General features: G+C 34.7%; 13 protein-coding genes. All 13 read left to right on the top strand.

Features of this window, described 5'->3' with window-relative positions:
• Positions 1-359 precede the first annotated feature (359 nt).
• The 13 genes from ACFOZZ_RS03785 to ACFOZZ_RS03725 all read left to right on the top strand — a co-directional run bounded on the left by ACFOZZ_RS03785 (position 360) and on the right by ACFOZZ_RS03725 (position 13,600).
• Complete coding sequence (locus tag ACFOZZ_RS03785) at positions 360-1,487, top strand: glucose-1-phosphate adenylyltransferase (RefSeq protein ID WP_055233865.1); 1,128 nt, start codon at positions 360-362, stop codon at positions 1,485-1,487.
• A 14-nt stretch (positions 1,488-1,501) separates the two neighbouring features.
• Entirely contained in the window at positions 1,502-2,611 is a 1,110-nt protein-coding gene (glgD, locus tag ACFOZZ_RS03780) for a glucose-1-phosphate adenylyltransferase subunit GlgD (protein ID WP_278780027.1), read from the top strand.
• Entirely contained in the window at positions 2,611-4,041 is a 1,431-nt protein-coding gene (glgA, locus tag ACFOZZ_RS03775; RefSeq protein ID WP_055233867.1) for a glycogen synthase GlgA, read from the top strand. The genes glgD and glgA overlap by 1 nt, the downstream gene beginning before the upstream one ends.
• Positions 4,042-4,092: 51 nt before the next feature.
• The gene (locus ACFOZZ_RS03770) at positions 4,093-4,413 is read left to right on the top strand and encodes a hypothetical protein (RefSeq protein ID WP_278780029.1); all 321 of its coding nucleotides are present in this window, start codon (positions 4,093-4,095) and stop codon (positions 4,411-4,413) included.
• A gap of 243 nt (positions 4,414-4,656) precedes the next feature.
• Positions 4,657-6,000: a cysteine--tRNA ligase gene (gene cysS, locus ACFOZZ_RS03765; protein ID WP_376814733.1), complete on the top strand. Its 1,344-nt coding sequence runs from the start codon at positions 4,657-4,659 to the stop codon at positions 5,998-6,000.
• Positions 6,000-6,398, top strand: coding sequence for a Mini-ribonuclease 3 (locus ACFOZZ_RS03760; RefSeq protein ID WP_006505737.1), 399 nt, complete (start codon positions 6,000-6,002; stop codon positions 6,396-6,398). Before cysS ends, ACFOZZ_RS03760 begins: the two co-directional genes overlap by 1 nt.
• On the top strand, positions 6,395-7,120 hold the full coding sequence (rlmB, locus tag ACFOZZ_RS03755; RefSeq protein WP_055289496.1) for a 23S rRNA (guanosine(2251)-2'-O)-methyltransferase RlmB: 726 nt from the start codon (positions 6,395-6,397) through the stop codon (positions 7,118-7,120). The genes ACFOZZ_RS03760 and rlmB overlap by 4 nt, the downstream gene beginning before the upstream one ends.
• A 14-nt stretch (positions 7,121-7,134) precedes the next feature.
• Positions 7,135-7,761 (top strand): sigma-70 family RNA polymerase sigma factor, encoded by a 627-nt coding sequence (locus ACFOZZ_RS03750; RefSeq protein WP_055233871.1) that lies wholly within the window; start codon positions 7,135-7,137, stop codon positions 7,759-7,761.
• A gap of 48 nt (positions 7,762-7,809) precedes the next feature.
• On the top strand, positions 7,810-7,959 hold the full coding sequence (gene rpmG, locus ACFOZZ_RS03745) for a 50S ribosomal protein L33 (RefSeq protein ID WP_006505734.1): 150 nt from the start codon (positions 7,810-7,812) through the stop codon (positions 7,957-7,959).
• Between the two features lie 13 nt (positions 7,960-7,972).
• A complete protein-coding gene (secE, locus tag ACFOZZ_RS03740) occupies positions 7,973-8,275 on the top strand; it encodes a preprotein translocase subunit SecE (RefSeq protein ID WP_006505733.1) in 303 nt (100 codons plus the stop codon).
• Between the two features lies 1 nt (position 8,276).
• Positions 8,277-8,876 carry a transcription termination/antitermination protein NusG gene (nusG, locus tag ACFOZZ_RS03735; protein WP_055233872.1) on the top strand — a complete coding sequence of 200 codons (600 nt, stop codon included), beginning with the start codon at positions 8,277-8,279 and terminating at the stop codon, positions 8,874-8,876.
• Between the two features lie 981 nt (positions 8,877-9,857).
• The gene (locus ACFOZZ_RS03730) at positions 9,858-10,562 is read left to right on the top strand and encodes an ABC transporter ATP-binding protein (RefSeq protein ID WP_055289498.1); all 705 of its coding nucleotides are present in this window, start codon (positions 9,858-9,860) and stop codon (positions 10,560-10,562) included.
• Complete coding sequence (locus tag ACFOZZ_RS03725) at positions 10,556-13,600, top strand: FtsX-like permease family protein (RefSeq protein ID WP_376814732.1); 3,045 nt, start codon at positions 10,556-10,558, stop codon at positions 13,598-13,600. Before ACFOZZ_RS03730 ends, ACFOZZ_RS03725 begins: the two co-directional genes overlap by 7 nt.
• The last annotated feature ends 80 nt before the right edge of the window (positions 13,601-13,680 follow it).

Raw genomic sequence — 13,680 nt, 5'->3', positions numbered from 1 at the left:
TCATCAGTGAATTTTTTTGATTTTGACATAGTAAAATTTAAACAACAAAACAAAAAAATGATACCCACAGAAGGGGTATCACAACTGTCAGGTTGTTGTCCTCCTTATGGGTACCATTTTATTCACACCCCTGACTTTTTCAAAGCTTAAGTAAACCCCAAGTCTATTTAGTTATTCCTATTAAGTCAGACTTACACGTAAGTCTGACTTTTTTCTATTTAAAATGTAACACGTGTGTAGTATAATAAAAGAAGGAATTTAAGGAAAATGAATCTAATAACTATCATAATTGTTTTAATTGTGATAGAATGGATTATATAAAAGAAAGCGATTACATTTTTTTAGGAGGAGATAGAGAAATGGGTAAAGAAATCGTTGCTATGATCCTAGCTGGTGGCCGTGGAACAAGATTAAAAGAATTAACTGCGAAAGTTGCTAAACCTGCTGTCTACTTTGGTGGTAAATATCGTATTATCGATTTCCCACTAAGCAACTGTGCTAATTCAGGTATTGATGTTGTAGGTGTTTTAACACAGTATGAATCAGTACTATTAGGAACTTATGTTGGTGCAGGCTCTAAGTGGGGGCTTGATGGTAATAACTCACTTGCTGCAATTTTACCAGCACGTGAAAGAGGCGAAGTTGGTGCAACTTGGTATGCAGGTACAGCTGATGCTATTTATCAGAATATTAGCTTCTTGGATCAGCATGATCCAGAATATGTATTAATCTTATCTGGTGACCATATCTATAAGATGGATTATGAAGAAATGTTAAATGTGCATAAGGAAAAAGGTGCAGATTTAACAGTTGCGGTATTAAATGTTTCATTAAAAGAAGCAAGTCGTTTCGGTATCATGAATACAGATGATAAAGGCTATATTTATGAATTCGAAGAAAAACCAGAAAAGCCAAAATCAACATTGGCTTCAATGGGTATTTATATCTTTAATTATAAAGAATTACGTAAATACCTTATCGCAGATGCTGCAGATGAAAATAGTAAGCACGACTTTGGTATGAATATTATCCCTAGCATGCTTGCAGATAAGAAGAAATTATATGCTTGGACTTTTGATGGCTATTGGAAAGATGTAGGAACTGTTGAAAGCTTATGGCAGGCAAATATGGACCTTCTTGATGATAAGGAACTTGACCTTTATAACATCAAGAAAGACTGGAAGATCTATTCAGAAGATACACTTGGTAAGCCTCAGTTAATTGGTGCACAGGCAAGTGTTAAGAATTCACTTGTAACACAGGGATGTGTTGTAAATGGTGAAGTTGAAGGATCAGTTCTATTCAGCAATGTTAACGTTGGTGAAGGTGCTAAGGTTATTGATTCAGTATTAATGCCTGGTGTTCTTGTTGAAGAAGGCGCTGTTGTCAAGAAAGCAATTATTGATGAAGGCGTTGTGATCAAAGCTGGAACAGTTGTGAATGAAGAAGCAGAAGAAGTCGCTTTAGTAAGTGGCAATAGCAGATAAGGAGTGAAGAGCAAATGGCAAATGTAGTAGGATTAATCAATTTACATACTGATATATCTTTGAAAGGATTAACAGAAAGACGTCCAGTTGCTTCAGTAAGCTTCTTGGGTCGTTATGGTATTATTGACTTTGTATTATCTAACTTTTCAAATTCTAATGTTGATAAAGTAGGTATTTTAGTAAAGGAAAAACCAAGATCATTATTAAAACATATTGGTTCTGGTAATGCATGGAACTTCAACTCTAAAAAGGGTGGTATTTCATTATTATATGATGAAAAGTATGCAAACAGCACTATGTACAACCATGATATCAACAATATGTTAGAAAATATTGCATTCTTAGAAAAATCTACTGCTGATTATGTAGTGATTTCTCCAGCACATATTATTACTACAATGGATTTCTCTGATGTGGTAGAAGCACATGAAAAATCTGGTTGTGATGTGACTGTTGTTTATAAGAAGATTAAGAATGCAAATGAAGCATTTATTGGTTCTGACTTCTTAAAGATTAAGGACAAGCAGGTTGTTGATTTTGAATTAAACAAAGGTAATCGCAAGGATCGCTCAATCTCACTTGAAACTTATGTTATTAATAGAAAAGCATTAATTAAGATGCTCAATAAAGCACAGAAAGTATCTGTATTCTATGATTTAAGAGATACTTTAAACTATCTAAAAGATGAAATGAAGATCAACGCTTATGAATATAAAGGATTTGCGAAGTGCATTGATTCATATGCAGCTTACTTCAAGACATCTCTTGAATTCCTTGATATTGATGTATCAACTCAGGCATTCAAGTCTAACTGGCCAATTTTCACAAATACTAACGATACACCACCTTCAAAGTATCTAAAAGATGCTGAAGTTAAGAGTTCATATATCGCAAACGGTGTATTTATCGATGGTGCTGTAGAAAACAGTATTTTAGGACGTAATGTTAAGATTGGTAAAGGTGCTGTTGTAAAGAACTCAATCTTATTCAGTGGTTCTTCAGTAGAAGCAGGTGCTCATCTTGAAAATGTCATTATGGATAAGGATGCTAAGGTTAAACATGTAAAAGAACTTCTTGGTGATCCAACTGATCCATTGTATGTTAAAGAAGGTGACATTGTCTAATGAGAATCGTCTTTGCTGCTGGTGAAGCACTTCCTTATATTAAATCTGGAGGACTCGCTGACGTTATCGGTTCTTTACCTAAGGAACTTGTGAAAAAAGGACATGAATGTTATGTCATTCTTCCAAAGTATCAGGATATTAAATTCCCTGAATCACTTGAATATGTGACTAACTTCTATTTATGGGTAGGATGGAGAAGATGCTATTGTGGTGTTTTTAAAGCAGTATATGAAGGTGTGACTTATTTCTTTGTAGATAATGAACAGTATTTCAGAAGACCTGGTTTATATGGTTATGATGATGATTATGAAAGATTTGCATTCTATGACTTTGCAGTTCTTGAATGTTTATCTCGTTTAGATATCATGCCAGATATCTTATCATTACATGACTGGCAGGCGGCAATGATTGCGCCTCTTTATAAAGAAAGATATTGCTATTATGACTATTATGGAAATGTGAAAGTAACTTTCACAATCCACAATATCGCTTATCAGGGTAAATGTGATCCATTCTTATTGAATGACTTATTCGGTTTAGATAATTACTTATATTACAATGGTAATGTACGCAATGATGATTGCATGAATATGATGAAAGCAGCAATTCTTTATTCAGATGCAATTACAACTGTTTCTCCAACATATGCTCAGGAGATTTTAACAGATGCTTATGGTGAAGGATTACAGAGTATCCTTGCTATGCGTCGTGATGATCTTTATGGTATTTTAAATGGTATCGACTATGATACAAACAATCCAGAAACAGATCCAAATATCCCTTGCCATTTCAATGCAAATAGCGTTTATACAGAAAAGGTAAAAGATAAGCTTGCATTACAGGCTGAAGTGGGATTGCCACAGGATCCTGATGTAGCACTTATTGGTATCGTTACAAGATTAACATGGCAAAAGGGTCTAGACTTGATTCTTAACCGCATGGAAGAACTTTTACAGAGAAAGGTTCAGCTTGTTATTCTTGGTGCGGGCGATAAGAAATATGAAGAACCATTAAAAGAAATTGCTGGATTTGGTAATCCAAAGATTTCATTACAGTTAAAGTATGATTTTGGTTTATCATGTCGTATTTATGCAGGATGTGATATGTTTTTAATGCCTTCATTATTTGAACCATGCGGATTATCTCAGATGATGTCATTACGTTATGGTACAATTCCTATTGTAAGAGAAACAGGTGGATTAAAAGACAGTGTACAGCCATTTAATGAATTTGATGGTACTGGTACTGGATTCAGTTTTGCTAACTATAATGCGCATGAAATGATGGACATTATTGATTATGCATTACATATCTACTATGATGAAAAAGATCAATGGAATGGTTTGATTTATCGTGCTATGACTGAAAAATTAGACTGGGATCGTTCAGCAGATGAATACTTAAGAGTATTCGGTTCATTACTTGGTTAATACAAAGATGGAGGATTTCCTCCATCTTTTCGTTTTTAGGAGATGATGAATATGAGCTTATTAGACAAAGTTAAAGAATTTGCTGAAAGTGAAGAAGTACAAAAGGGTATTTTGAAGGTAAAAGAGAATACAGAAGAAATATTAAGTGAAGAGAACATTAATAAATGTGTTAATCGTGCGAAAGAGGCAGCAATCACTATTTCTGAATCAGACACTTATAAGAAAGCAAAAGAGGGTATAAAAAAGGTCACAGAGACAGAAGAATTCAAGGATGGTATGAATGATTTAAAAGATTTTGGAGCCAAAAGTCTTTCTCTCACATCTAAGGGACTCGAGAAGCTTTCAAAAAAATTAACTGATACAAAGAAATAAGAACGGCGTTTGTCTTGAAGAATAGGCGATAATTTGATATAGTGAAATAAATTATAGATGAGAATGAATAGAACAAGAAGCTTACAGCGAGGATGAGATGGTGAAAGCATCTAGTGGGAGGTTCTAGGATGCACCCATCTGAGTCTTTTTGAAAGAAAGAACGTTTGACTTGCGTTAAGAGTGAAAAGCTATGGTAAGGTGGATCGTCTTTATCATGAGCTTTTTTTATTTGAGGAGGATGTTATGAGATTATTTAACACATTAACAAACAAAAAAGAAGAATTTAAGCCAATAGAAGAAGGTAAAGTTTCTATCTATATTTGTGGTCCTACAGTTTATAACCATGCTCATATTGGGAATACACGCCCAATGATCGTATTTGATGTATTAAGACGTACTTTTGAATATTTAGGGAATGATGTGACTTTTGTATCTAACTATACAGATGTAGATGATAAGATCATCAAAGCCGCTAAAGAAGAAGGTATTACAGAAAAGGAACTCACTGATAAATATATCAAGGCATATGAAGATGTAAGAGCAGGATTAAATATTGAAGATCCTACATATAAACCAAGAGTGACTGAAACTATGCCTGAAATCATTGATTTTATCCAGGCTCTTATTGACAAGGGTTATGCCTATGAAGTAGATGGAGATGTCTATTTCCGTGTCACTAAGGTTAAGGAATACGGTATGTTATCAGGTATTAAAGTAGAAGATTTGATTGCAGGTGCAAGTGATCGTACTCTTTCTGTTGATGACAAGAAGAAAGAAAGTACAACTGACTACGCATTATGGAAGAAGACAGATGAAGGTATTCAGTTTGATACGCCTTGGTCAAAGGGTAGACCAGGATGGCATACTGAGTGTGTTGTCATGATCAATAAGTTATTCAAGGATGGTAAGATTGATATCCATGGCGGAGGACAGGATTTAAAGTTCCCTCATCATGAAAATGAAATTGCCCAGTCTATGGCTTATAATGGTCATCCAATCGCAAACTATTGGATGCATAACCAGATGATTAATATCGATGGCGAAAAGATGTCTAAGTCTTTAGGTAATGTCTTATGGGCTAAAGATTTAATTGTAAAACTTGGATGCAATGTATTTAAATGGTTGATGTTATCTACTCACTATCGTAATCCATTGAATTTGACTGTTGATGTCATTGCAGGCGTACGTAAAGAAGTTTCTAAAGTAGAAAATGCGACTAAGAATGCGTCTTTATATTTACAGGTGAACCATGTTCCTGCTCATGATTATAAGAAGGAAACTGTGGATGCTATGGTGAATTCATTAGAAGATGATTTAAATACTTCACTTGCTTTAACACAGATTCTCGATCAGGTAAAAGTATTGAATCAGGTGATGCGTGTAAGAGAAAAAGACAATGATGTCATTGCGATTGAATATGCAACACTTGTAAAGATGGGTGATGTCTTAGGCTTCTTATTTGAAGGCACAAAGTTAAGTGAAGATGATATTGCTTTATATGAAGAATGGAATGCTTATAAGAAAGAAAAGAACTTTGATGAAGCAGACCGTGTTAGAAAAGAATTAACTGAAAGAGGCATTCTCTAATGCGCCCGGAGCTAATGAATGCACTTGCTGTCGCTTATTTAGGTGATGCAGTCTTTGAAGTATATGTCCGTGAATATTTACTCACAGAGAAGGGAATTATGAAGCCTCATGAATTACAGAGAGCTTCTATCAAGTATGTCAGTGCTTATGCCCATGCAGGCTTTATGAAATATGCCCTTTCTCAAAATTTCTTCACAGAAGAAGAAGTGCGTTTATTTAAGCGTGGACGTAACTGCAAGGGACATTCAGTAAAAAATAAATCAGTTGTTGTTCATAACCAGTCTTCTGGTTTTGAATCAATGGTTGGACATCTTTATCTCACTAAGCAGACAGAAAGATTAGATGAAATATTTGAATTATTTAAGAAATATGTGGAAGAAGAGGAAGTGACAAAGTGAAAGAATGGATTTATGGCAAAAACACCGTCAGAGAACTATTAACAGGACCAAGACAGGTTTATGAAGTAATGATTCAGAACCAGTCAAAGAATGATGACATTGTGAAGTTGTGTCGCAAGAATAATATAAAAATGAGGATGACGGATAAAAATGGCTTTATTAAACTTGTAGGGAATGTAAACCATCAAGGAGTTATGGCTTTGATTGATGGGTATGATTATACACCTTTAGAAGATATCGTACGTAACATTCCAGAAGGAAAGCAGCCATTATTATTAATGCTTGATGGTATGGAAGATCCTCACAACCTAGGGGCTATTATTCGTACATGTGATGCAATTGGTGTAGATGGTGTCATTATTGGCAAGAAGCGTTCTGTTGGCTTGAATGCGACAGTTGCAAAGGTATCTACAGGCGCTATTGACCATGTTCCTGTTGCACAGGTAACTAACTTATCTCGTACCCTTGATTCTCTAAAGAAAGAAGGTTTCTGGGTTGTAGGATGTGAATTAGATAATTCTACAGATTATCGTGCTGTAGATTACAATATGCCACTTGTTCTTGTGATTGGATCAGAAGGATTTGGCATTTCTCGTTTAGTAAAAGAACATTGTGATATGAATGTCATTCTGCCAATGGTAGGTCATGTCAATTCACTCAATGCGTCTGTTGCAACAGCCATATTACTTTATCAGGTATATAACTCACGTCATCCTCTCTAAGAGGAGGATGATCTATGGATGATCGTATATTAAGGGAATTAATTTATTTAGCAAGATCCAATGATCCTGTCGCATTGCGAAGCTTGTACGCCTATTATGATGCTTTAGTAAATACAGTGATGAGAAAGATGAAGTATATCTCATCTATGTCTTTAGAAGCACAGGATTTATTGCAGGTAGGGATGATTACTTTTGACAAAGTTTTCTGGAGTTATCGTGAAGACTTGGATACAACGTTTGAAGTATATGCGAGAAGCTGTATTATTAAGAAGATGCAGTCATTACTTAAGAAGCAATATACTTTCTTCACACGTTATGAAAAGAAAGCAATCTCTCTTGATAGGATTGTTAATTATGATGATTCGCGTACATATGGTGAATTGATTGCAGATCAAAGAGTGGAGTATTCTCCACAAAAAGCACAGGATTTAGAAAAAGTCTGGGAACTTGTGTATGCGATTATCCAGAATGAGACCTCAGAAAGAGATCAGAAGATTTTTCATCTTGTTTTGTTAGGCTATCCTGAAAAAGAGGTCGCATTGATGCTCAATATTTCAATAAAGTGTGTTTATAACAGTGTTTATCGTGTGATGAGTAAATTAAGAGCGCATCCCTTAGGGGAGTTTTTAATTATCAATTGACGATATTGTGTATTTATGATAAATTAATTTAGGTTAAGGAGTGATAAGATGAGAGAAAAAGTAATCTTAGTATGCACGGAATGCTTATCACGTAATTATTCAGTTTATAAGAATAACAGAACAAATGTAAAACGTTTAGAATTACGTAAGTACTGCAAGAAATGCGGTAAGCATACGATACATAGAGAATCAAAATAAGGAGGCTGCTTCCATGGATGAAAAGCAAGCTAGAAAAGAAAAGCTTAAGCAGGAACGTAAAGAACTTAGAAAAGCGAAGAAGTTAGAACGTCAGAGACGTTTAGAAGAGCAAGAAGATAAGAATCCATTAAAATTCAAAGAATGGTTCTCACTTAAAGGAATTCGTCAGGAAATCAAGAATGTTCATTGGCTCACAAAGAAAGAATTGGCTCGTGATGCATTTGTTGTACTTGCATTTACAGTAGTTCTTGGAGTTTATTTCTATGGCGCAGATGCATTAATTGCATTAATTTTAAAGACATTGGGGTTAAGTTAATATGGCAGAAGAATTAGAAACTAAAGTAGAGAATACTGAAGAAACACATGATTCCAATAACGAAGGTAGACAGTGGTATGTAGTTAATACATATTCAGGTCATGAAAATAAAGTAAAAGAAAACCTTGAAAAACGTGTTGAATCAATGGGACTTCAGAATATCCTTTTCAACATTGTCATTCCAGAACATGTTGAAACTGAAATCAAGAATGGTAAGAAAGTGAACAAGACAGTCAATATGTTCCCTGGTTATGTTCTTGTAGAAATGGTTATGACTGATGAAGCTTGGTATATTGTCCGTAATACACCAGGTGTTACAGGATTCATCGGTTCATCAGGTGGAGGGGCTAAACCTTTCCCTGTAAATAAGAGAGAATTAGATCCAATTTTAAAGTCAATGGGTATCCAGACTACAGCTGTAGAAGTTGATTTTGTTGAAGGTGATTATGTAGAAGTTCTTGCTGGTCCATTTGCATCTAAGAGTGGTAAGGTAGAATCTATTGATAAAGAAAAAGAAACTGCAACAGTACTTGTTGACTTCTTAGGTAACCTTACTCCTATTGATATGGAATTAATTCAGCTTAAGAAGATTGAAGAATAGAACCTTTAATTTTTAAGGGGGGGGTCAATAGAAAACTCGCTTTAAATATTTGGGGGTTTCCACTTGTAAAGGGCAGTCAAAAATGACTGCCCTTTAGCGAGTTCTTTTTTATCGATTATCTGAGTATAACTTAACCATGTCTTCTTGGTTCTTCCATCAATGATATCTACAATTTCCATGGTCTTAAAATTAAGAATAGCACACATATATTTGTTTTGTCCTTTATGTCTCCAGTGCTTCTCATCAATGCATATAATCTCAGGTAAAGGCTGTCTACGCATCTGACCATACTTATCGAATATTTCAACGACTTTAGTAGGGTTAGTGTTAAAGAACCTAGCAACCAGTGAAAAAAGTAGTTGTAGGTTCATTAAGTTTATTTATGATTTCCAACTCTGAGGTTTGAGATAATCTACTACGACTTTTCTCTGTAAATGGATTTTCCTCTGTCATTACCTTATTACATTTAGGACATACTAATCTTCTCTTTTTAAGTATTAGAGAAGTGTTCTTCCTCTTATCATGTTATGCATGACTTTACATTTTCTATAGTCCTTAATATTCATTCTACTGCCACATTCTGGACAGGAGATAATGGTTCTCTTAAGCGTGGTACAATAAGTCACTTCTTTTTCATTAATTTTAATCGTATGAGACTATACAAAGGATTCATAATCCCCTAAAATAATTTTTAGATCATTATTCAATTTGTGATCTCCTTTCGCTTTGAGTTGATATGAGCAAATTAATGATACAGCGAAAGGTTTTTAATTACACAAAAATACTTAAAAAAGTGGGAGCCACAGTGTGACCCCCACAAATTTAAAGGTGCTGTTTCCAAGACCCCCAAATATTTAGAGCGAAGGTTTGACCCCCACAAAAATTAAAGACCCGAAGAATAGGGGCATGCATAAAGCATGTCTTTTTTGTGCTTGAAGATAAAAATGGTATCACTTACAATAATATTAGGAGGTTGTATGTATGGATGCATTTATTGAACTAAAGAATGTTGTAAAAAGCTATACTATGGGTGATGTCACTATTTATGCAAATAATGGTGTTAACTTTAAGGTAAATAAAGGTGAATTCACAGTCATAGTAGGTGCCTCAGGTGCAGGTAAAACAACAATATTAAATATGCTAGGTGGCATGGATACACCTACAAGTGGGACTATTCTTGTAGATGGACGTAATATTGCGACATATGATGATAAACAATTAACAGATTATAGAAGAGATGATATTGGATTTGTATTTCAGTTCTATAATCTTGTCCAGAACTTAACAGCATTAGAAAATGTAGAACTTGCTTCTCAGATTTCTAAGGATCCGCTCAATTCAATAGATATTCTAGAGCGTGTAGGACTTGGAGGACGTAAAGATAACTTCCCGGCACAGTTATCAGGCGGTGAACAGCAGCGTGTGGCAATTGCTCGTGCTATCGCTAAGAATCCTAAATTATTACTCTGTGATGAACCAACAGGTGCACTGGATTATCAGACAGGTAAATCAATTCTTGGTTTGTTAAGAAGCATGTGTGATAACTATGGAATGACTGTAATCGTTATTACACATAACTCAGCTCTTGCTCCAATGGCTGATCAAGTCATTCATCTTAAGAATGGAAAAGTGGAAAAACAGGAATATAATGAACATCCTGAATCCATCGATAATATTGAATGGTAAAGAAGAGATTCTATTGGAAAACCGTCTTTAAGAACATCAGTCAGTCAAAAGGACGTTTTTTCTCCATCTTTATGATTATCTTCTTAGGGGCAGCTGTCTTTTCAGGACTTAGAAATACTCCTTATACAATGGCTGCAAGTGCTGACGCTTATTTAAATAGTCATAACTATGCGGATCTTACTTATATTGCGACACTTGGCTTTTCTGATGAAGATGTCGCAAAGGTAAGAAAACTTAAGGGTGTAAAGAAAGTAGTGCCATGTTACCAGTTTGATGCTTTATTTGCGCATAAAGATGGTAAATCAGGCGTTACTGTGTACTCACAGGAAAAATATGAAAAATCGATGCTGGATCGTCCTGAACTATTAAAGGGACGTTATCCTAAAAAAGAGAATGAATGTATTATTGATGTCAATCTTGGTAAATATAATTACAAGCTGGGACATACAATTGAACTTTCTAATGATAATGGTACAAAGACATATAAGATTGTAGGTATTGTGAATGATCCTCGTTATATTAGTAATGTTGACCGTGGGACTAATACACTAGGTGATGGTACCAACAGTGGGTTTGTAGAAGTATTAAATGAAGGGGCAAGAGAACTTGGCTTAAACAAGAAGGTGGCTGAGTTAAGAAATAATGATCATCTTTATACTTCTTTACTTGTAGATGTAGAAGGTACAGAGAAGTACAATATGTTTACATCTGATTATGATAATCTAATTGAAACAGTGAACACACGTGTTAAGAGTATGTTATCTGAAGAAATGAGTGATCAATATGATCAATTAACAGGTGATATGCAGTCGCAGCTAGATGATGCAAAGAAACAGTATGAAGAAGGATATCAGGAATATAAACACAATCTTGATTCTTTTAATAGTCAGATTTCTCAAGGCAAGATCAAGTTAGCTGAAGCACGTATTCAGTTTTATGAACAAAAGAAGATTTACTTAAAGAAAGCAGCTCAGGTCAGCAATGTGACACAGCAGGCTTATAATGAAACTAAGAAAATAGATCAGGAAATCAAGGTGCTTCATGATTCTATTAAAGATACTTTAAGAAATATCAAGGATAAGGATTCTGCCCAGGATGCTTTCACAAAGATATTGAATGACTTGAATGAAAATTTGAATAATTTCAATAATAAGCTTCAAGGTGTGGGTCAGTTATTAGAAGGACGAATTCAGTTAGAAAAAGCACAATCTCAATTAGATGAAGCTGAAGCAGAACTTAATATCCAACAAAGCAAGCTTGAAGTGACAGAAAATAATGCGAAAGTCCAGCTCAATGCTGCTAAGGAGCAATTAGATGCTGCAAAAGCACAGATCGACCAAGCACAGCAGCAATTAAATCGGATACCAAAAGGTGTTCTTTATTCACTCACTAAAAATGAGAATGTAGGTATTGTCTCTTATGAATCTTATAAGCAGGCGATTGCGTCAATTGCAGATGTATTCCCATTGATTTTCTTCCTAGTTGCCGCTTTAGTGTCATTGACTACTATGACACGTATGATAGAAGAACAGAGAAGCTATTGTGGAACATTAAGAGCACTTGGCTACAGCAAGCAGGATATCATTATGCAATATATAGTTTATGCATTCCTAGCAACATTCTTTGCCTGCATTTTAGGTATCCTTGCAGGAAATCAGGTTTTCCCTCGTATTATCTATTTCTTGTTCACATATCTAATGTATGGAATGAATCAATCAACTGTTCTTGTACAGAAATGGTCTATCTCACTTATGACTGTTCTTATTTCTGTAGGTGTCACACTACTTGCAACATTAAGTGTCTGTCTTCAGGAACTTGTGTCTACACCATCTGTTTTAATGCGTCCTAAAGCACCTAAGGCAGGTAAGAGAATTTTAATGGAACGTATGCCTTTTATCTGGAAACGTCTGAACTTCAATCAGAAGGTGACAATGAGAAACTTATTCCGTTATAAGAAACGTTTCTGGATGTCTGTGATTGGTATTGCAGGATGTACAGCACTCATTATGCTAGGGTTTGGTGTAAAGAATAGTGTTTCTGACATTATTCCTTCACAATATGAAGAAGTATATAAATATGATGCATTAATCAAACTTAATAGTAATGTAGAAGATACAAAGAAAGTAGAAAACAAGATTAAGCGTATTGAAGGTGTACATAATTTAACGGGTGCTTATCGTCAGAACGTTACGGTACTTGGTAATAGTGAAGATTATTATAGTACGATGGTCGTCTATGATAATGCGGATGAAATCAAGAACTTCATCAACTTTAACGATTATAAGACAAAAAAGAAGATTATTTTAAGTGATGATGGTGTTGTCATTTCCCAGAAGCTGGCTGAAAAGCTAGGTGTGAAAAAAGGAGAGAATATGACATTCTCTTATGACAATACAAAATATACAGTGAAGGTCTCTAACATAGTACAGCAGTACGTCAGTCATCAAGTTTATATGAGTAAGACATTTTATGAAAATCTGACTGGTACGAAGTCATCTGCCTCTATTCTTTATGTTGATATGAATACGAAGAAGTCCAATATCAAGACATTAAAGAATTACTTAGATCATCATAATATAGGCAGTATGGAGCGACTTACAGCTTCACTCGATGAATTCCAGCAGAGAATGTCTTCACTCAATATTATTGTTGCAATATTATCAGGATGTGCTGCATTATTATGTTTCATCGTTCTTTATAACTTGACTAATATTAATATTGGTGAACGTAAAGGTGAAATTGCGACAATTAAGGTATTAGGTTTCCGTCGAAAGGAATATTGTGACTATATCTTTAGAGAAAATATCATTCTTTCTCTTATTGGAGCATCAATTGGTATGTTCTTTGGCTATTTCCTTCATCGTTTTGTAGTATTAACGGTAGAAATGGACAATATGTTATTTATCCGTACAATGCCGCTTTATATCTATTTAATTGCATTTGGTATGACAGTAGGCTTTACGATTATCATCAATTTAGCTATGCGTCATATTCTTGATCAGGTGGATATGGTTGAGTCTTTAAAATCAATTGAATAAAAAAGTTAAAAAAAATCGCTAAGTTTATGAAAAATGTTGCTACTAGATCATTAAATTTAGCTTAACGCCTATTTTTCTAC

It is taken from the genome of Catenibacterium sp. GCM10023432 (assembly GCF_042651925.1).
GTDB lineage: Bacteria > Bacillota_I > Bacilli_A > Erysipelotrichales > Coprobacillaceae > Catenibacterium > Catenibacterium mitsuoka.
Note: the sequence above shows the minus strand (reverse complement) of the source record. Positions and strands in the feature narration are given on the sequence as shown.